The sequence below is a fragment of the Streptodolium elevatio genome (assembly GCF_053592165.1).
Genome location: NZ_JBSFVE010000039.1, coordinates 20,088 through 37,998 on the forward strand (window position 1 = coordinate 20,088; position 17,911 = coordinate 37,998).

Consider the following 17,911-nt stretch of genomic DNA (forward strand, 5'->3'; position numbering starts at 1 on the left):
GTCGGTCAGCGGGTCAGAGTGAGGGCGATGTCGACGATCATGTCCTCCTGGCCGCCGACGAGGCGGCGGCGGCCGCATTCCATGAGCAGGTCGCGTACGTCGACGCCGTAGCGTTCCGAGGCGGCTTCGGCGTGGCGGAGGAAGGAGGAGTAGACGCCGGCGTAGCCGAGGGTGAGGGTCTCGCGGTCGACGCGGACCGGCCGGTCCTGGAGGGGGCGGACCAGGTCGTCGGCGGCGTCCTGCAACGCGAACAAGTCGCAGCGGTGCTCGAATTCGGACAGGTCCGCGACCGCGACGAACGCCTCCAGAGGGCAGTTGCCCGCCCCCGCGCCATGGCCCGCGAGCGACGCGTCCACGCGGAAGCAGCCGTTCTCCACCGCCACCACCGAATTCGCCACCGACAGCGAGAGGTTCTCGTGCGCGTGGATGCCGATCTCGGTCTCGGGCCGCAGCACGTCGCGGTACGCGCGGACCCGCGCGGCCACGTCGTTCATGGTGAGCCGGCCACCGGAGTCGGTGACGTAGACGCAGTGCGCGCCGTACGACTCCATCAGCCGTGCCTGCTCCGCCAGTTCGGCCGGCGGTGCCATGTGCGAGAGCATCAGGAACCCGGAGACGTCCATGCCGAGTTCGCGGGCGGCCGCGATGTGCTGGGCCGAGATGTCGGCCTCGGTGCAGTGGGTGGCCACGCGGACCGAGCGCACCCCGAGGTCGTACGCCTGCCGCAGCTCGCGGATGGTGCCGACGCCCGGCAGCAGCAGGGTGGTCAGCCGGGCCCGCTCCAGCACGGAGGCCGCCGCCTCGATCCAGGCCCAGTCGCTGTGCGAGCCGGGGCCGTAGTTGAGTGAGCTCCCGGCGAGTCCGTCGCCGTGCGCCACTTCGACGGCGTCCACGCCGGCCCGGTCGAGTGCCGCGACGATCCGCTTGACGTCCTCGGTGGAGATCCGGTGCCGGACCGCGTGCATGCCGTCCCGCAGGGTGACGTCCTGGACGAAGATCGGGGTGCTCACGGGGTGGCCTCCTGGGGGTGCCGGTCGGTGGCGCGGAGGGCGGCGCGTGCGGCGGCGCGGCGGGCCGCGATCCGGTCGCCGACCCGGAGTGCGGCCGAGGTCATGATGTCGAGGTTTCCGGCGTACGCGGGCAGGTAGTGCGCGGCGCCCTCCACTTCCAGGAACACCGAGACCTGGTGGGTCGGCCGGTCGGCGCCCGGCGCGACCAGGGTCTCCAGCGGCTGGTCGTCGGGCACCGCGGTGACCTGGACCTCCTGCTTGAGCCGGTAGCCGGGCACGTACTCGGCGACGGACGCCACCATCGACGCGACCGCGCGGCGGATGTCTTCAGCGGCGTTCGGTTCGGGTGCGCGTACCAGGGCGAAGACGGTGTCGCGCATGATCAGCGGCGGCTCGGCCGGGTTGAGGACGATGATCGCCTTGCCGCGCCGCGCGCCGCCGACCTCGACGATCGCGGCCGAGGTCGTCTCGGTGAACTCGTCGATGTTCGCGCGGGTGCCGGGCCCGGCGGACTTGGAGGCGATGGACGCCACGATCTCGGCGTACTCGACCGGGGCGACGCCGCAGATCGCCGCGACGACCGGGATGGTCGCCTGGCCGCCGCAGGTCACCATGTTCACGTTGGTCGCGTCGAGGTGTTGCTCGAGGTTGACCGCGGGGACGACGTACGGCCCGAGGGCGGCGGGCGTAAGGTCGACGAGCAGCTTGCCGAACGGCCGGAGCCGGGCCGCGTTGTGCTCGTGCGCCTTCGCCGAGGTGGCGTCGAAGACGATGTCGATGTCGTCGAAGCCGGGCAGCGCGATGAGCCCGTCGACCCCCTCGTGGGTGGTCGGTACGCCGAGCCGACGCGCGCGGGCCAGGCCGTCCGAGTCCGGGTCGATGCCCACCATCGCACCCATCTCCAGGTGCTCGCCGGTACGCATCACCTTGATCATCAGGTCGGTGCCGATGTTGCCCGACCCGATGACCGCGACTTTGGTCCTGCTCACGAGTCCCCCCTCGTCGGCATCGGTGAAAGTGCTGTTCATGGCCCATATCGTCGGCATCAGCCGAAGGGGGTCGCAAGCAATTCGTCTCGCTGAGCAATACGCTGGGCCGGTGTCCGCCACCCCCGACCGCGCGCCCACCGGCCCCGCCCCTGCCCGCGACCGCGACCCCACCCCCAGCCGGGACCCCGATCGCAACAGCGTGCTGAGCAAGGCGGCCGCGATCCTGGAGGCCTTCGCCGCCGACGACCGCGCGGTCCCGCTCGCCGAGTTGGTCCGGCGTACCGGCCTGCACAAGGCCACGGTGCACCGGCTCGCCGCGGAGTTGGTGGCCCTGCGGCTGCTGGACCGGCTGCCGGACGGATACCGGCTCAGCGGCACGCTGTTCGAGCTCGGCATGCGCGCTTCGGTGGAGCGTGGCCTGCTCGAACTGGCGATGCCGTTCCTCCAGGACCTGTACGAACGCACCCACGAGATCGTGCACCTCGGCGTTCGCGAGGGAACCGAGGTCGTGTACATCGCCAAGATCGGCGGGCACCGGCAGGCACGCAGCCCGTCCCGGCTCGGCGGCCGCATGCCGATGCACTGCACGGCCATCGGCAAGGCGTTGCTCGCGTACGCCGGCGACGGTCTGCGCCGCGAGGTGCTCGCCGGCCCGCTGCCGCGCCGCACGCCGCACACCGTGGTCGCGCCGGGGAAGCTCCGCCGCCAGTTGGACGCGGTGGTGGAGGCGGGCGTGGCCTTCGAGCACGAGGAGTCCGCCGTCGGCCTGGCGTGTGTGGCCGCGCCCGTCCTCGGCCCGGACGACGAGCCCGTGGCGGCGATCAGCGTGGCCGGGCCGTCACCGCGCTTCCGCCCCGAGGCGCACGTCGCGGCGGTACGCGCCGCGGCGACCGCCCTGGGCACGGTCCTGGCCCGGCGCGACGCGCTGTCCTGAGCGAGCGCAGAGCCTCGTCGGCAGGCACCGCGCAGCTCGCCGCCTGCGCAACCCGGGCGGCGGACGCCTCGCCGACCCGCCGCCGGGAGGTGGTGCGCCAACACCCAATGGCGGGCGGAAAACGGTGCATCGGGGCCGTATCGCGGGCAGCCGGGTTGGTCCTATCGTTCCCGTCACGATCGCGCGGTCGGGATCATGAGGCCCTCTGCCTCACGGTCCATCCTCCCTGTAGCACGCCGCCTCCGGCGGCCATCCCACACGAGGTGGGCTTCCATGAAGCTGCGCAGCAAAATCCTGAGCGTCCTCAGCACCACGGCGGTGCTGGCGGGCGGCGCGACGGTCCTCGCCTCCCCGGCGAGCGCCGAATGCACCACCTGCGAACCCCTGGTCCGCGCGACCGTCTTCACCAACGGCACCCCGGCCGGCGAAGTCCGGTTCAAGTCCTACGGCGAGCACCTCTACGTACGCGACTTCAAGCAGGACGGCATGGCCGTCGTCGCCGAGTACTACATCGGGAACTCCGACCCGCTGTACCGCGCACGCAACACGGTCGGGGTCGGCTACACCCTCGATGTGGACCTGAACGTCCCGGAACGGTGGATGGTGCAGTTCCGGGCCTGCGTCTACAAGGGCAACACCCGCGGGTCCTGCAGCGGATGGATCACCGACTACGCCTGACGGACCGGCTTTGCCCGTCCGGGTTCCCGCGGCGGCGCCGCAGGAACCCGGACGACGACGGCGCACGTCAGTGGACGGGAGCGGCTTCCATCTTGGACGAGCCGTTCGTCCCGCGGACGAGGAAGGAGACGGCCACCGCCAGGATGCCGAGGCCCGCGCCCCACAGGAAGGCGTCCTGAATGCCCGTGGCCTGGGCCTCGACCGAGGTGGCCCCCGAATCGGCACTGCTGTTGGCGCTCTTGGTCATGACCGTGACGAAGAGCGCGGTGCCCGCGGCGCCGGAGAACTGCTGGAGCGTGTTGAGGATGGCGCTGCCGTGCGAGTACAGGTGGGCGTCCAGCGACCCCAGCGCCGAGGTCATCAGCGGGGTCATGGCGAAGCCGATACCGATGCAGGTGAGGACGTGGGTCGTGATGACGTAGGCGATGTGCGTGTGGAGGTCGATGGCGCCCATCATCCCGAGGCCGGCGGCCATGATCATGGTGCCGGGGATGACGAGGGGCCGGGGGCCGAAGCGGTCGGCGAGGCGGCCGACCACCGGGCCGCACAGGCCCATGGCCAGGCCGCCGGGCAGCAGGGTCAAGCCGGTCTTGAGGGTGCTCAGGTCGCGCACGTTCTGGAGGTAGAGCGGCAGCAGGATGAGCGCACCGAACAGAGCCGCCATCGCGAAGAGCAGCACGATGATGCCGACGACGAACGAGCGGGTCCGGAACGTCCGCAGGTCCAGCAGGGCGGCGTCGTCCCGCTGGAGGCTCATCTGCCGGAGGACGAACAGGGCGAGCGCGACCGCGCCGATGACGAGCGGTACGGCGGGCGGGACCGGCGCGTGGCCGGCGGCCGACTCGCCGATCGCGCTCAGGCCGTAGATCAGCCCGCCGAAGGCGACCGCCGACAGGAGGACCGAAAGCGGGTCGAACCGTACGGGCTTCGGCTCTCCGGCATTGCGGACCATGACGGCGCCGACGACGAGCGCCAGCACCGCGATCGGCAGCACGGACAGGAACAGCCAGCGCCAGCTGAGGGACTTCAGGATGAGTCCGGAGAACGTCGGGCCGACGGCCGGGGCGACGGCGATCACGATCGTCACGAGGCCCATGGTCCGGCCGCGCCGGGCGGCCGGCACGAGCGTCATGATCGTCGTCATCAGCAGCGGCAGTATCAGGGCGGTCCCGGATGCCTGGATGACGCGCGCGACGAGCAGCACCCCGAAGGCGGGCGCGATGCCGGCGAGCAGGGTGCCTGCGGCGAACAGCGACGTCGCGCTCAGGAAGACGGCCCGTGTGGTGAACCGCTGGAGGATCAGCCCGCTCGTCGGGATGACCACGGCCATCGTGAGGAGGTAGCCGGTCGTCAGCCACTGGGCGGACGAGGCGTTGACGGAGAACTCGTCCATGAGCTTCGGCAGCGCGACGCTCATGACGGTCTCGTTGAGGATCATCACGAAGGCGGCCATGATCGGCAGGCCGATCGCGATCTTGACGTGGCGGGGCATCGCCTCGTCCGCCGGGGCGCCCCCTTCGGTCGCCTCTGCCAGACCCACACTGTGTTCCACGGGAGTGCTCGCCTTTCTTTCGTACGGTCGAGGCGGCGGAACCGCGCCGAGGCGGATCGAGACCCCAAGCAAGGCAGTTTATGTCCTTGGTGTCAGCGACTGCCAAAAGGGTCCGGGTCCGGCCCGGTCCAGCCCGGTCCAGCTCGGTTCAGCTCGGTCCACGCGACCGCGCTCCCCGCACGGGCGGCGGCCACCCGGAGCCCCGAACCACCTGCCGAACCCACTGCCGAACCGACTGCCGAGCCGGGCGTCGAACCGGGCGCTCCGCCCCCTCAACGCGGCAGTCACTGCAAGTCGCGTCAGCTGCTAACGTTCAGTTCATGAGCAGTTTGCGCGAACTGTCCCGGCAAGCCGTGCGAGTCCGCATCGCGGAGGCCGCGGAGGACCTGTTCCTCGCAAAGGGGTTCAACGAGACGACGGTCGACGAGATCGCCACTGCCGTCGGCATGTCGCAGCGCAGCTTCTTCCGGTACTTCGCGTCGAAGGAAGACGTCGTGCTGGAGAAGTTCGACCGGCAGGGCGAGGAGTTGTTCGCCCGCCTGAACTCGCGTCCCCTCGACGAACCCGAGTGGGACTCGCTCCGCTCCTGCTTCGACGTCTTCATCGCCCACCTCACCGACGACACCGGACGCGACCGGGCGCTCCAGGAGATCATCGAGAGCTGCCCCTCCCTGCTCGCCGCCCAATTGGAGCGAGTGCACCGCATCCAGGAGCAACTGGCCCAGCGCCTCGCCGCCCGCGCCGTCGCCCGGGATCCGGGTGCCATTCCGGACACCCTGGTGCTCAGTGCGCTGGTGGGTGCGGCGTTCGCATGCATCCAAGCGGCGGTACGCCAGGCATTGTGCGGCGAGGGCACCTCCGCGCAGATGGGTGCCTTCCTCGACCACGCGATGGAGGCGCTCCGGCCCCTCGCGCCCGTCGGCCGCGGCGCCGACCTCAGCACCGGCGTCACTGCCGAACGGTGACGCGCCCCCTCGCGCCCCCTCGCGTCCGCTCGCAGCCCCGTCGCCCTCAAGGCCGAAGGCTTGACACGCGCGTACGACGTGTGGTCCGCAGCGGACCCGGCGGCGTGCGGCTGCGGGCGGGCCACACACCGCCGGCGTTGCCTACAGGTGCAGGGGTCCCAGGCGTTGTCCGCGGTCGCCGGTGGCCTGCGGAAGGTTCTTGGCGAACGCGGCCAGGTAGTTGCCGATGAAGTGGTCCCTGACGCCGTCCGAGGCCGGGGCGAACGGGTCGGCGGTGAGGCCGCGGGCGTGGTCGACCAGGCCGGAGACCACGGGCATGGAGTCGTGGAGCTTGCCGTCCGCGTCGAAGTAGCGCAGCGCGTCGACGTGCGTGAACACGGGCGCCGGGGGGACCTGGGGGACGATGTCGTTGTTGACGAAGCGGTAGCTGCGGCGGTCGAACGCCTGCTTGTGGGCGCGGGCGAGTTGCTGTTCGCACGTGCGCGGCTGACCGAAGGTGTAGACGCCGTCGGGGAGTTGCCGGGGGTCTCCGAAGTACAGCCGGGCGCCGGCGAGCATCGCGGGCGCGCCGCCGAGGCTGTGCCCGGTGAACCAGACGGTCTGCCCGTCGCCGCGCAACTCGTGGATCGCGTCCCGGACTTCGGGGTAGACGGAGGCGAGAGCCTGGTTGAAGCCGCAGTGGACGAAGCGGCTCATGGGGGCCGGAACACCCCGGGACCGGCCGGAAGAGGGGCTGCCGGGCCGCCGCCTTTCCTTGAATCCGCACGTCGGTGCCTGTAGGGGTGATGCGTTGTGATCGATTCCGTGCCGACGCGCGCCTCCGGGCGTACGGCCGCGGCACTGGACCGGTCGCGTGCCCAGGCCCCTGGGCGGTCGGCGAAAGCGGAGGACGAATATGTCGATGGTGCGTGTCGAGCGGCCCGAAGCCGGTATCGCGGTCGTCACACTGGACCGGCCGGAGCGGCTGAACGCCCTGTCCTTCGAACTCGTCGACGACCTGCACGCCGCCCTGGACGAGGTCGGCGCCGACAACTCGGTACGCGTGGCCGTGCTCACCGGCGCGGGCCGGGGCTTCTGCTCCGGACTCGACCTGCGCGGGATCGGCCCGTCGTCGGTGTCGGCCGGGCTGCGCCCACCCGCCGGGGGCATGCGCTCACAGGCGCACATCGCGGACCTGGGGCCGCATCTGCGCCGCATCCCGCAGCCGGTGATCGCGGCGATCAACGGCCCGGCCTTCGGCGGCGGGCTGGCCTTGGCGTGTGCCTGCGACCTGCGCATCGCGGTCCGCTCGGCGCGGCTCAGCGTGCAGGCGGTCAAGCTCGGGGTCAGCGGTTGCGAGATGGGCGTCAGCTACACCCTTCCCCGCCTGATCGGCGGCTCTCGGGCTCATGAACTCATGATTACCGGGCGGGAGTTCGACGCCGTCGAGGCCGAGCGCATGGGACTGGTCGCGCGCGTCGTCGACGACGGAGAGGCCCTCGACGCGGCGCTGGAGACCGCCCGTACGCTCCTGTCCTACAGCCCGTTCGGGCTGGCCATGACCAAGGAGGTCATGTGGGCCAACCTCGACGCGCCGAGCTTCGAGTACGCCGTCCACCTGGAGAACCGCACCCAGATCCTCGCGGGCACAAGCGGCGACATCATCGAGGCGGCGAAGGCCTTCGCCGAAGGACGCCCGCCCATCTGGGGGTCGTGACCCTCCGCGCCCCACGGGCCCCACTCACGGGGAAGCGCGCAACGTACGCCCGAACAGATCGAGCAGGGCCTCCCAATGGCGCTCCGCCGCCCGCTCGTCGTAGGAGTCGGTGTCGACCTGCGTGTAGCCGTGCAGGGCCCCGGTGTAGACCTCGGCGCGATGGCGGACGCCCGCGGCGGTCAGCGCCGCGGCGAGGCGTTCGACCTGCTCGGGCGGCATGGAGGGGTCCTGGTCGCCGTGCCCGAAATACAGCTCGGCGGTGATCCGTTCGGCCGACAGGTGCGGGCTGTCGGGCGCCTCGGACGCCAGGTGCGAGCCGTGGAACCTGGCCGCGGCGGCCACCCGGTCCGGATAGGCCCCGGCCGTACGCAGCGCCAGCGCGGCACCCATGCAGTATCCGGTGACCCCGACCGGCGCGTCGGCGGTCTCCGGGCGGGCGGCGAGCCAGGTGAGAGAGCTGTCGGCGTCCCGCATCGCCGACTCCGGCGTCAGCCCCTGCACCATCGGGATGATCCGCGGGATCAACGCGGCGCGCTCCCCCGCACCGATGTGCGCCGGCAGCTCCAGTACCGGCGCCGGGCCCTTGCGGTAGAACGCGTTGGGCAGCAGCACCGCGTACCCGGCCGCGGCGAGCCGGTCGGCCATGCGCTTGAGCGCGGGACGGATGCCGAAGGCGTCCATCCAGAGCAGCACCCCGGGATGCGCGGCGCCGTCGTCGGGATGCGCCAGATAGGCATCGGCCGTCCCGTCATGGGTTGGCACCTCGACGGCAAGTCCCCGGACAACGGTCATCGGCGGGCCCTCTCACCAAGCCGGAACAAACACACGGCCGCGACGCTAAGGGCACAGCTCGCAAAGATCCAGCACCCCCGGTCGAAGCCGACAACCGAGGGCTTCCGATCACCCGGTCCCGCGGGTACGCATGCGAATGCGGTGCCGCCGCACGGGATCGTTCGGGCCGTGGAGCGATGGGCCTCAGGCGGGGTCGAAGCGCAGGCCCGCGCCGCGGGTCTCGAAGATGTCGGTCGCCATGCGTTCGCCGATTTCCGCCGCGTCCCAGCGGCGGCCGCCCGCCGCGGTGGACTTGCGCTCGCGCCAGCCCTGCATCCAGATGATGCGGTCCTCGATGGACCGGATGACCTGACCGGTGACGTAGTGCGCCTCGTCGCTCGCGAGCCACGCGACCAGCGGCGAACTGTTGGACGGGTCCATCGGGTGCCACGCGTCGTCGGCGACGTCCTCGGGCTCGATCACCTCGCCGGCCCCGGGCATCGTCGCGGTGATCCTGGTCAGGCCCGAGGGGCCGACGGCGTTGACGGTCACGCCCGAGCGCCGCAGTTCTAGGGCCAGGGTGAGGGTCATGCCGACGATGGCGGCCTTTGCGGCGGCGTACCCGGTCTGGCCGAAGTTGCCGCCGAGGCCGGCTCCGGAGGTGGTGTTGACGATGCGCCCCGTCGAGGCCGGGTTCTCCTTGGCGCGCCGGCGCCAGTACGCGGCCGCGTGGTGGCACGGTGACCAGGTGCCCGCGACGTGGACGCGCAGTACGGCGTCGAAGTCCTCGCGGGGCATGTTCCAGATCGCCGCGTCGCGGACGATCCCGGCGTTGTTGACCAGGATGTCCAGGGAACCGTACGTGTCGACCGCGCACGCGATCATGTCACCGGCCTGGTCATGGTCGGCGACATCCCCGTAGTGGACGCGCGCCGTGCCGCCCCGCTCCTCGATCAATTTCACCGTGGTGTCCGCGGCGTTGCCCGCGCCTTCGCCGCGCACGCTGCCGCCGAGGTCGTTGACCAGTACGCGGGCGCCCTGCCGGGCCAGTTCCAGCGCGTGCGCGCGACCGATGCCCCGGCCCGCGCCGGTCACCACCGCCACCTTGCCGTCCAGAAGTCCCATGACGTTCCCCTCCAGCACTCGCCATCGGCGACCCACGGCATTGTGGATTGGCTATTGTATACATTCTATTGACGCCGAGATCAACGGGAACTCCCTTGCGGGGGCGGTGATGCGCGGAGGACGGCCGACCACGAAAGATCTCGGTCGGCCACTTCGTCAGGCGTGATTGCGGTCGACCTCAGGCCGGTCCCGACGGCAGCACTCCCCCGCCTGTCGGACCGCCGAGTCCCTGGGGGTCGGCCACGCCGGCGAGGGCCTGGAAGTGCGGGTCCGGGGCGGCGCGTCGGGTCAGCCGGTCCAGGACCACGAGGCGTTCCAGCAGCGGCGGACGGCGGACCTCCGGGGCATGGGCGGCAGTCCGCTCGGCCAACGCCCTTACTCGACGCGCCACTTGGGGATTCGCGGCGCCGTAGAGGAGGATCTCGTCGAGCCCCAGAGCCACCAGGTCGCGCCAACTCGGCGCAGGGCAGCGGACGCGGATCGCGCCGGCGTCGTCGACCAGCCCGAACGTTCCCAGGGCGCGCCCGGACAGCTTCAGGAGCGCGTCCTCGATCTGGTCCAGGGCCTGCACGGCGGTGGTGGGATCGTTGACCGCCGGGGACAGCGCGCGGATGGCGATGTCCGCGAGCAGGCGCACGCCGTACGCCGGATCCTGCTCGAAGGTGCGCGTCGGGCCGCACCGCACCGCGCCGGAGACCAGGGACGGCAAGTCCTGCGGTACGTCGCCGCCGCGCGGTACCAGGATGCGCGCGACGCGTGCCTCGGTGCCCACGAAATCGCCGACGGTGACGGTCATTTCGATCGTGCACCCGGCGTGGGCAGCCAGGCGCACAAGTTCCTTCTCGTCCAGCGAGCGCACAGTGCCCGGACGGCCGCGGAAGTGGACGTCGACCGGCGGCCGGTCGACGGCGCGCGAGTCGGACCGCGGAAGGGCGGCCGGTTCCCGAGGCGTGGGGTACACGGCGTCGACAACGTGGTGCAGGCGGTCGCCGACCGCGCGCGAGAGCCCGCCGCCGGTGACGACCGAGCGCAGGGAGGCGAGCATGCCGAGGACCACGATGGCGTCGAACAGCACCAGGGCCACCGCGAACGTGACGGCCAGGCGCGGGGTTTCGTCGGAGCCGACCTGGCTGAGGGCTACCAGCGCGTACAGGGCGGTGCCCACCAGCAGCGCGAAGACGGTGAGGAAACGTCCGAAGTAGTGCAGTGCGCCGACCAGTCGGGGCGACATCGCCTGGATGGTCTGGATGACGAGGGTGACGGCGGTCAGCACGAAGCCGGCGAGGGTGATCATGGCGGCCGCGATGGCACCGAGCGCGGCTTGGGCCGTGGATACGTCGAACCCCAGTCCGGTCGACGGCAGATGGGCTTCGAGATTGGGCAGCACCCAGCCGAGCACCGCCCCTCCGAGGATGATCGCCAGGGAACCCGGGCGTCCACCCTTCTCGAATTGCGCCGACCCGCGGCTCCGCGCGCGAGGCGGCCGGACCCGCTCGACGTCCATCGGTGCTCCCGTCTTGTCGTCTGCCCAGGGGATCGTGGGTGTCGGTCACCCGCGGCGGGAGCGCGCCAGAGCGCCGGTCGAGGAGAGGTCGATGGCGAAGCCGACCGCGACCAGCACCCACCCCACACCGCTCACGCCGGCGGAGGGCCGGTAGGCCAGGACGTACATCAGGGTCGCGAGCGGGAAGAAGATCAGGCCCAGCAGCGGCACGATGACCCCGGCCCACGCCCGGTCGACCAGGTCGGTGAACAGCCACACCAGGATCAGGGCAAGGCGTGGGGACAGCGCGGCGAGCAGGCCGAACAGGCAGCCGCATCCCATACTTCCTCCCGGTTCACAGCCCGTGGCCGTACACCCATGGCGTGCCGCCTGCTGCTGCGCGACCGGCGTGTGGACCGGCTTGGGCGCCGAAGCCATGGCGATAGATTTGCACTATTTGCCACATATCGCACTTAGGCGCACGCGTGTCCGCGCTCCTGATTCAGCACGCTTCCGAAGGCGCGGAGCTCCGCGCAGCTCAGCCGCTGAATACGGGTACGCGGATCCCGCCACCCGACACCGTGGTCACACCCACACGGCGTGATCGATCCCGGGTGACGCCAGCCGGGGCGGCAAGCCCGGTTCACGCGGGATTGCGGATCCAGCGGCAGGTGGCGCAGTACATGCCCGCGTTGCGGCCGTAGCGGTGCATCGAGTCGCCGCAGCCGGCGCACGGCCCGACTTCCCAGCCCGGGCAGTCCAGGAGTACCGCCGCCGCTCGGCGCTCCGCGTCGCTGAGCCGGAATCGGTCGAGGTCGACGGTCCCCGACCGAGGCGTCGAGTCGGTGGCTGCCCGGAACGGGGCGTGCGGATCGGCGAGGTCTCGCAGGGGCCCGGCGCCGTTGCGGTGGATCGCCCTCTCACCCCAGTGGCAGTCCAGGTCGATGTCCTCGTCCGGGTAGTCGATCTCCTCGGCCTCGTCCCCGCCGTCCTGCCCGGGCTCGGCGTCCTCGATGCCTTCGAGGCCGCGCCAGGCGTCCAGCTCCTTCGGCGCGACCCACATGTGGAAGCCCGACCGGCCCCGGCCGCGGCTGCGGATGAAATGTGGGACGTGCTCCCCGCACGCGGTCGAGACCACCAGTTCGTCGATCGTCGTGTTGTCCTTCGCGGGGCGGCACTGCGCGGGCGCCATCCAGGCGTGGTGCCACGCCCCGCAGGTGCCGCGGTGGTACGGGCAGGTCCAGTCGCTCCTGGGCGTGCACCGCCACATCTGGAGGTGCCGGACACCACTGCGGACCATGAGCTCGCGCCCGTTGGCGATGTCCTGCCACGGCATGTCGTCGATGCGTGCCCACGGCGCCCGGTCGATGACTTCCGACCTGGCATCGTGCGTCACCCACGACGGGATGGCCCCGTTGCGCACGGTTGTCTCCGAGCGCCGCCGTACGCTGCCCGCGGAGACCGGCGCGTACTGGACCTCCCAGCCCACGCGTATGCCACCGGGCCCGGTCACCAGGGCGTCGAGCACCCCGTGCCCGTCGGAGGTCCGGGCCTCGACCTCGACATCCAACCCCCGCGCGGCGGCCGCCGCCGCGATGCGCTCCTTCGTCGCGCGGTGCCGGTTGCTCTCCTCGGGCGTGGCCCGGTGCGTCGCGGGCAAGTGCGCGGCCACCCAACGGAGCCGGCCGCCGGTGCGCCCTCGGCGGATGAACATCCAGTGCGACTTGCCGACCCGTTCGGACCCGCACACGCCGTACAGGTGATGGGACATGCACTCGAGCATGCGCGGATCCCGCTCCGCGACGCCCGCGGTGATCTCCTCGAGCAGGCCCTCGACTTCCGGATGTCCGAGATCACTGCGGGTCAGGTTGATACTGATCTTGCGCTGCGCATGCCACACCCCGTTGGCCATGACAAGAGCATACGAACCGCACGCGAAACACCCAACACCCCATAATCACCCCCGACTTTCGATCTTTCGGATACGCACGGGACCAGGTGGTCAACCATGCCGCGTCGCCCCCTCCTTTGCGGCCTTCGGGCGATACAGGTGACGCCGGCGACAATTCGACCGCGCCGGGCTGATGGGTATCCGTCAATTTGGAGAACCGGCCTGGCCCCGTGCGGCCCCGCTGTGTCACGCTCGCGAGCTTCGGAGGAAGCGGACGAGGACGGGACGGGATGACTGACAGGCGCTTACGCAGGTGGGTTTGGCTCGTTGTATGGCTGCTGGTGCCCGCGCTCCTGGTGGGCTGCAACCGCCGGGGAGGCGGCACCCACCACAACGGGTCCTCCGGCAACTCGGACTCGTCGGGACGGTCCGGCGGTGCGGACGGGCCCGACCTGGGAGATCTCCCCGTACCCGACCTCGGCTCCACGGACGGCGGCGCCGGCGGGAGCACCGACGACCAGGAACGCACCTCCGACGGCAGCGGGGAGACAGCACCAGCCGCCGAGCCCTCGCCGGAATCCGAGCCCGAGCCCGCGTCTGAGCCCAGGGCCGAGCCCGGGCCCACCGACCCAACCGAGGACGCCTTCCGGGCAGTTGCCCAGGGGACGTGCATTCCGACCTACCGGGACGGCAAGGACTGGGTGGTCCCCGCACCACCGCCCGCCGTGTCCTGCCAGACCCAACGCGGCGAACTCTTCTTCGTGACGCGTGTCGCCGACAGCAGTTCGGCGTGCCCGTCGGGCCCCGGACGGGACGCGTGGACCTACTCCTCGTCCGTGACCGGAAACACCACCGCCGTGTGCCTCAATCGGGTCTGGGTGAAGAACTACTGCGTGCTCGCGGAGCAGTACGGCGACAACACTTCCATCGGGACCACCACCTCGGTGCGATGCGACGCCACCCGGGTGCCCGCGCCGTACAACCAAGTCCTCGTCATCGCCGGCGCCTACCAGGTCCCCTCCACCGGCGCCGACACCTCGAACTGCCCTACCGGCCCCGGGGACAACCGCCGCTTCTGGTCCGTGTACGCCGACGACGGACGCACCCTCGTGTGCTTCACCGTCCGCGGCTGACGGCCGACCCGCCCCGCGACCGAACCGACTCCGCCGTACCGCAACCGCGGCAGTACCGCTCGGAACGGGAGCCGTGCGGGCAGTCCGTTTGCGCAGGGGTTCCAACGGCTGTCGGGCGGCGCGCCGTTGGCATGCGGGCGGCGGTCGGGTCAGTGGCAGTGACCGGGATCGGTCTTCGGGCGGTCGGTGGCGGCGGGGGCAGTGGCGTTGGCGTCCAGGTTGTCGGGGCGGGCGGCGGCGACGCGCGGCCACTGGGCCGTGGGACGTCCCCCCGGCCACTCCAACAGCGGGGGCCAGTCGGGGGCGCCGCCGAGGGTCCGCGTGGCATGCCCGCGGCGCTCCCAGCCTGCCGGTGAGTCCTCCCAGTCCTCCTGACGCCCGTACACCGTGAGATCCATGAGTGCGTAGCTGTAGTCCACCGCCTCGGCCCCGCGGCGTTTCGTCCAATACGTCTCGAAGACCCGGTCGCCGTCGCGCAGATAGCACACCAGGTGGAACAAGCCGAGTTCCCGGCCGACAAGAAGCGAGTCGAGCGAGGGCTGCGCGGAGTACCACGGCATCTCCCAGCCCATGAAGGCCCGGTACCGCAGGCTCTCGTCGTACGACGCCTGCGCATCAGCGAAGCCGTAGGCGGTGTTTCGCCCCTGGGAGAACACGGCGAAGGTGATGTCACGCGAGTGCAGATAGGCCAGCTCACCCACGTGGCTCATCACCCAAGTACAGCCTTCGCACTGCTCGGCGGCCGGCCGACCGGGCCACCACATGAAGTAGTAGGCGATCAACTGACGTCGCCCTTCGAAGGCGTCCAGCAGTGTCGTGGGGCCGTTCGGGCCCAGCAGCGGGCTGTCCGCGGCCACCTCCACCATCGGAAGCCTGCGGCGTGCGGCCGCGATCGCGTCGCCTTCACGGGTGTGGGCCTTCTCCCGCGCCCGCAGTCCCTCCAACTGCCGCTCGAAAGCCGCACGGTCGACTACCGGCGGCTGCGCCGCGCTCGGGTTCTCGGACATCTTCGGCTCCTGTGGAATCGCTTCGCTTCGACAACGGGTCACCAACGTTGTCACCGATCCACACCGTCATCATGCGCAACACGACCCCGCTCCACCCGTCTCCCGGGAAGCCGATGGCAGCGCCTGGTCCGCGACACCGGCGGCGCGGTCAGTGGCTCCCGATCGCCTGGTCGTAGCGGAACGCGCCGGCGGGGTCGTAGCGCCGCTTGACCTCGACCAGGCGGCCGTAGTTGCTCCCGTAGTAGGCGTGCCGCCAGTCCCGCAGGTCGGGGTCGGGGAAGTTCACGTACGCCGCCGAGGTCGCCAGCTCGCGGCGCAGAATGCGGTGCATGGCGTGCGTCTGGGCCAGCAGGTCCTGGACCGTGTCCGGCTCGGTGCCGGGCGTCCAGTGCGTACCGATGTCGATGACGTACGTCGCGGCGCGGTGCGGGTAGGCGGTGTCACCCGGCGCGGGTTCGGCGCTGCGGCCGCCCATCGCGAACAGCGTGACGTAGCCCGGATTGCCGGCACCGCCCGGGCGCCACCCGCGGACCCACTCGACGATGTGCTCGACCGCCCGCGGGCCGAGCGGGCAGGTCGGCACCAGGGATCTGGACGCGCCGGCGCTGGGCTGCCCCGGCTGCTCCATGAGGTAGTCCTGCGCGGACCAGAACTGGCGCTGCTCGACGAACGCCTTCGACGGGCCCAGTTCCAGCAGCGGGGCAATCAGCTCGCGCAGCCGGTCCTCGGTGCCGAGCCGCTGCCCGAGCAGCACCACGGCCGGGTCGCGGCCGTCGCCGGGGTTCTTGAAGCCCACCCGTACGTCGAAGTCGTTGCCCCGGTCACCGGCCAGGATCTCCTGCACGCGGTCGACCACCGTGACCGCGGAGCCGAGGTCAAAAGCCAGGTCGAACACGGTTGCCGTCTGCTCGCCGACCGGCGTGGCATCGAAGACGAAACCGGTGTTGATGCCGAAGTTGCCGCCCGCACCGCCGCGCAGCGCCCAGAACAGGTCGGCGTTCTCGTTCTCGGCGGCGCGCACCAGCGACCCGTCGGCGAGCACCACCCGGGTCTCGCGCAGCCGGTCGCAGGTCAGCCCCCACTTGCGGTCGTTGAACCCGAGGCCGCCGCCCAGCGTCAGGCCCGCGACCCCCACCCCGGGGCAACGGCCGCCCGGAAAGTACAGGTTCGCCGAACGTGCCGCGTACACATCGGAGTTGGTGGCTCCGCCGCCGAGCGCCAGGCGAGTGCCCTGGACCGCCACCGTGTTCATCCGGCGCAGGGTGATGAGCAGGCCACGGGTGGTCGAGTAGCCGGCGTAGTTGTGCCCGCCCGAGCGCGGCGTGAACGGCACACCGTGCGCCGTCGCCCAGCGGACGGCGGCCTGGACGTCACTCTCGCTCGCGCAGGCCACGATGCCGGCCGGCAGCACGTCGGCATAACGCCGGTTGTCGGGCACCGCGAGCGCGCCGAATCCGTCGCTGCCCGGGAGGTAGAGCCCCGCGCCCGGGGTGAGTTCGGCCGCGAGCTGCCGCCAGGCACCCGGGCCCGGGACGTCGCCGCGTCCATCGGCCGGCCTTCCGGCGGTCACGGCCGCGGCGCGCCCGCCCGCCCACGCGGTGGCCGCACCGACCACTGCGGCCTGCGCACCCCGGCGCAGCACCTCCCGACGACTGATCGGCACCGACGGTCTCCTCCCGTGGACCGCGCAGCCGTTCGACCACCCGGTGCCGTCATCGTCGTCAGGACGACGCCCGGACGTCCCTGCGACCCGCGGGCCACCGGACGGGATTCATACGAACGGTCGCAACGACGCAAACGCGCGCACGAGCCCACGCGCCGCCGACGTCGCCCGGGTTGCCGCAACTCCGCGAGGCCACCGACCTGATGCACCAGCGGCTGCTGCCCGCCGCCGACCGGTTGCTCGGCGGCGACGCGGCGGCGGACGAACGGGCCTTCAGCGGTCGCGGCGCCGTGTACGCGGGCCTGCTCCTCGGCCTCGCGGCCATCGGCGTGCGCCCAGGCCGGCTGAGCCGCCGCCCGTCGCCCCGGACCTGATTCAGGCGTTGCCGCTCTCTCCGAGACCGGGGACGTTCACGACGTTGGTGTTGTGGACCGCGTGCACCCACCAATCGCCGTCCCGCTTGACCAGGACCCAGGTGCCCGCGTTGGCGAAGTCGCCTGCCGCGGTGGACGCGTTCTGCCGCACGCACACGACCGCGGTGTCGGGTGCCGGGAACGTCACGCGTTCGAGGGCGATGCGCGTACGGAATCCCTCGACCGGGTTCGCGAGTTGGCGGCGGTGGTGGGAATTGACGGCTTCCCAGCCGTCGAACCGCTGCCCGGCCGGCGTCGTGAACGACGCGTTGGCGGTGAACCGCGCGCCGACTCGGTCGGCGTCGAACTCGCTTACCCCTGCCTGGATTTCCGCGAAGACCTCGTCGATTGCCCGCAGATCCTCGCCGGACGCGACCTGTTCAGGTACCACCGGACGATCCATTCGTACGCTCTCCCATGTTGCCCAGTCCCCCGACTGTGATCATCGCGCGGTTCCCCACCGCGTCGCCACCGCGCCTCATGTGAGATGTGGAGCTTGCCGGACCGGTCAGGCGTACATCGCCACGTTGTAGAAGGTCGCAAGCGCGTCGTCGATGGGGTGGGGCTGCGGCCTACCGGAGGCGTCGAGCCTGTTCCACCT

General features: G+C 71.4%; 18 protein-coding genes. 6 read left to right on the forward strand and 12 right to left on the reverse strand.

The features are described 5' to 3' along the window. Positions 1-5: 5 nt before the first annotated feature. Entirely contained in the window at positions 6-1,010 is a 1,005-nt protein-coding gene (gene dmpG / locus ACWD12_RS38800) for a 4-hydroxy-2-oxovalerate aldolase (RefSeq protein ID WP_450103577.1), read from the reverse strand. Further along, a complete protein-coding gene (locus ACWD12_RS38805; RefSeq protein ID WP_450103578.1) occupies positions 1,007-2,038 on the reverse strand; it encodes an acetaldehyde dehydrogenase (acetylating) in 1,032 nt (343 codons plus the stop codon). Before ACWD12_RS38805 ends, dmpG begins: the two co-directional genes overlap by 4 nt. Before the next feature lie 160 nt (positions 2,039-2,198). Between ACWD12_RS38805 and ACWD12_RS38810 the strand changes: the two genes are divergently transcribed. After that, on the forward strand, positions 2,199-2,933 hold the full coding sequence (locus ACWD12_RS38810; protein ID WP_450103594.1) for an IclR family transcriptional regulator: 735 nt from the start codon (positions 2,199-2,201) through the stop codon (positions 2,931-2,933). Positions 2,934-3,206: 273 nt separating this feature from the next. Then, the gene (locus ACWD12_RS38815; protein WP_358359143.1) at positions 3,207-3,611 is read left to right on the forward strand and encodes a hypothetical protein; all 405 of its coding nucleotides are present in this window, start codon (positions 3,207-3,209) and stop codon (positions 3,609-3,611) included. Positions 3,612-3,678: 67 nt separating this feature from the next. Here ACWD12_RS38815 and ACWD12_RS38820 read toward each other — a convergent pair whose 3' ends face one another. Then, the gene (locus ACWD12_RS38820) at positions 3,679-5,151 is read right to left on the reverse strand and encodes an MDR family MFS transporter (RefSeq protein WP_450103579.1); all 1,473 of its coding nucleotides are present in this window, start codon (positions 5,149-5,151) and stop codon (positions 3,679-3,681) included. Between the two features lie 332 nt (positions 5,152-5,483). On the opposite strand from ACWD12_RS38820, the gene ACWD12_RS38825 reads away from it, so the two are divergent. After that, positions 5,484-6,128: a TetR/AcrR family transcriptional regulator gene (locus ACWD12_RS38825; RefSeq protein WP_450103580.1), complete on the forward strand. Its 645-nt coding sequence runs from the start codon at positions 5,484-5,486 to the stop codon at positions 6,126-6,128. Positions 6,129-6,269: 141 nt separating this feature from the next. Here the strand turns inward: ACWD12_RS38825 and ACWD12_RS38830 are convergent, their stop codons facing one another. Continuing rightward, positions 6,270-6,824: a lipase family protein gene (locus ACWD12_RS38830; protein WP_450103581.1), complete on the reverse strand. Its 555-nt coding sequence runs from the start codon at positions 6,822-6,824 to the stop codon at positions 6,270-6,272. A gap of 199 nt (positions 6,825-7,023) precedes the next feature. On the opposite strand from ACWD12_RS38830, the gene ACWD12_RS38835 reads away from it, so the two are divergent. Beyond that, positions 7,024-7,824, forward strand: coding sequence for an enoyl-CoA hydratase/isomerase family protein (locus tag ACWD12_RS38835; RefSeq protein WP_450103582.1), 801 nt, complete (start codon positions 7,024-7,026; stop codon positions 7,822-7,824). Positions 7,825-7,848: 24 nt separating this feature from the next. Here ACWD12_RS38835 and ACWD12_RS38840 read toward each other — a convergent pair whose 3' ends face one another. From ACWD12_RS38840 to ACWD12_RS38860, 5 genes are all read right to left on the reverse strand, one after another. Continuing rightward, positions 7,849-8,616 (reverse strand): dienelactone hydrolase family protein, encoded by a 768-nt coding sequence (locus ACWD12_RS38840; protein WP_450103583.1) that lies wholly within the window; start codon positions 8,614-8,616, stop codon positions 7,849-7,851. Positions 8,617-8,799: 183 nt separating this feature from the next. After that, positions 8,800-9,720 (reverse strand): SDR family NAD(P)-dependent oxidoreductase, encoded by a 921-nt coding sequence (locus ACWD12_RS38845; RefSeq protein ID WP_450103584.1) that lies wholly within the window; start codon positions 9,718-9,720, stop codon positions 8,800-8,802. 178 nt (positions 9,721-9,898) lie between these two features. Beyond that, positions 9,899-11,224 carry a DUF2254 family protein gene (locus tag ACWD12_RS38850; protein WP_450103585.1) on the reverse strand — a complete coding sequence of 442 codons (1,326 nt, stop codon included), beginning with the start codon at positions 11,222-11,224 and terminating at the stop codon, positions 9,899-9,901. A 45-nt stretch (positions 11,225-11,269) separates the two neighbouring features. After that, positions 11,270-11,545, reverse strand: coding sequence for a hypothetical protein (locus ACWD12_RS38855; protein ID WP_450103586.1), 276 nt, complete (start codon positions 11,543-11,545; stop codon positions 11,270-11,272). Between the two features lie 301 nt (positions 11,546-11,846). Continuing rightward, the gene (locus ACWD12_RS38860) at positions 11,847-13,115 is read right to left on the reverse strand and encodes a competence protein CoiA family protein (protein WP_450103587.1); all 1,269 of its coding nucleotides are present in this window, start codon (positions 13,113-13,115) and stop codon (positions 11,847-11,849) included. Between the two features lie 269 nt (positions 13,116-13,384). Between ACWD12_RS38860 and ACWD12_RS38865 the strand changes: the two genes are divergently transcribed. After that, a complete protein-coding gene (locus ACWD12_RS38865) occupies positions 13,385-14,227 on the forward strand; it encodes a hypothetical protein (RefSeq protein WP_450103588.1) in 843 nt (280 codons plus the stop codon). A gap of 149 nt (positions 14,228-14,376) precedes the next feature. Here the strand turns inward: ACWD12_RS38865 and ACWD12_RS38870 are convergent, their stop codons facing one another. Together ACWD12_RS38870 and ACWD12_RS38875 are read right to left on the reverse strand one after the other, a co-directional pair. Then, positions 14,377-15,234 carry a DUF899 family protein gene (locus tag ACWD12_RS38870; RefSeq protein ID WP_450103589.1) on the reverse strand — a complete coding sequence of 286 codons (858 nt, stop codon included), beginning with the start codon at positions 15,232-15,234 and terminating at the stop codon, positions 14,377-14,379. 148 nt (positions 15,235-15,382) lie between these two features. Next, positions 15,383-16,897 carry an FAD-binding oxidoreductase gene (locus ACWD12_RS38875; protein ID WP_450103590.1) on the reverse strand — a complete coding sequence of 505 codons (1,515 nt, stop codon included), beginning with the start codon at positions 16,895-16,897 and terminating at the stop codon, positions 15,383-15,385. Positions 16,898-17,070: 173 nt separating this feature from the next. On the opposite strand from ACWD12_RS38875, the gene ACWD12_RS38880 reads away from it, so the two are divergent. Continuing rightward, the gene (locus tag ACWD12_RS38880) at positions 17,071-17,271 is read left to right on the forward strand and encodes a hypothetical protein (RefSeq protein ID WP_450103591.1); all 201 of its coding nucleotides are present in this window, start codon (positions 17,071-17,073) and stop codon (positions 17,269-17,271) included. A 1-nt stretch (position 17,272) separates the two neighbouring features. Here the strand turns inward: ACWD12_RS38880 and ACWD12_RS38885 are convergent, their stop codons facing one another. Then, positions 17,273-17,701, reverse strand: a complete 429-nt coding sequence (locus ACWD12_RS38885; RefSeq protein ID WP_450103592.1) for an SgcJ/EcaC family oxidoreductase — start codon at positions 17,699-17,701, stop codon at positions 17,273-17,275. Between the last annotated feature and the right edge of the window lie 210 nt (positions 17,702-17,911).

Excerpts from the sequence above, each read along its gene's own strand:
- ACWD12_RS38805 (WP_450103578.1), bottom strand. The coding sequence starts at position 2,038 with ATGAACAGCACTTTCACCGATGCCGACGAGGGGGGACTCGTGAGCAGG.
- ACWD12_RS38815 (WP_358359143.1), top strand. The coding sequence starts at position 3,207 with ATGAAGCTGCGCAGCAAAATCCTGAGCGTCCTCAGCACCACGGCGGTG.
- ACWD12_RS38825 (WP_450103580.1), top strand. The coding sequence starts at position 5,484 with ATGAGCAGTTTGCGCGAACTGTCCCGGCAAGCCGTGCGAGTCCGCATC.
- ACWD12_RS38830 (WP_450103581.1), bottom strand. The coding sequence starts at position 6,824 with ATGAGCCGCTTCGTCCACTGCGGCTTCAACCAGGCTCTCGCCTCCGTC.
- ACWD12_RS38835 (WP_450103582.1), top strand. The coding sequence starts at position 7,024 with ATGTCGATGGTGCGTGTCGAGCGGCCCGAAGCCGGTATCGCGGTCGTC.
- ACWD12_RS38840 (WP_450103583.1), bottom strand. The coding sequence starts at position 8,616 with ATGACCGTTGTCCGGGGACTTGCCGTCGAGGTGCCAACCCATGACGGG.
- ACWD12_RS38845 (WP_450103584.1), bottom strand. The coding sequence starts at position 9,720 with ATGGGACTTCTGGACGGCAAGGTGGCGGTGGTGACCGGCGCGGGCCGG.
- ACWD12_RS38850 (WP_450103585.1), bottom strand. The coding sequence starts at position 11,224 with ATGGACGTCGAGCGGGTCCGGCCGCCTCGCGCGCGGAGCCGCGGGTCG.
- ACWD12_RS38855 (WP_450103586.1), bottom strand. The coding sequence starts at position 11,545 with ATGGGATGCGGCTGCCTGTTCGGCCTGCTCGCCGCGCTGTCCCCACGC.
- ACWD12_RS38860 (WP_450103587.1), bottom strand. The coding sequence starts at position 13,115 with ATGGCCAACGGGGTGTGGCATGCGCAGCGCAAGATCAGTATCAACCTG.
- ACWD12_RS38865 (WP_450103588.1), top strand. The coding sequence starts at position 13,385 with ATGACTGACAGGCGCTTACGCAGGTGGGTTTGGCTCGTTGTATGGCTG.
- ACWD12_RS38870 (WP_450103589.1), bottom strand. The coding sequence starts at position 15,234 with ATGTCCGAGAACCCGAGCGCGGCGCAGCCGCCGGTAGTCGACCGTGCG.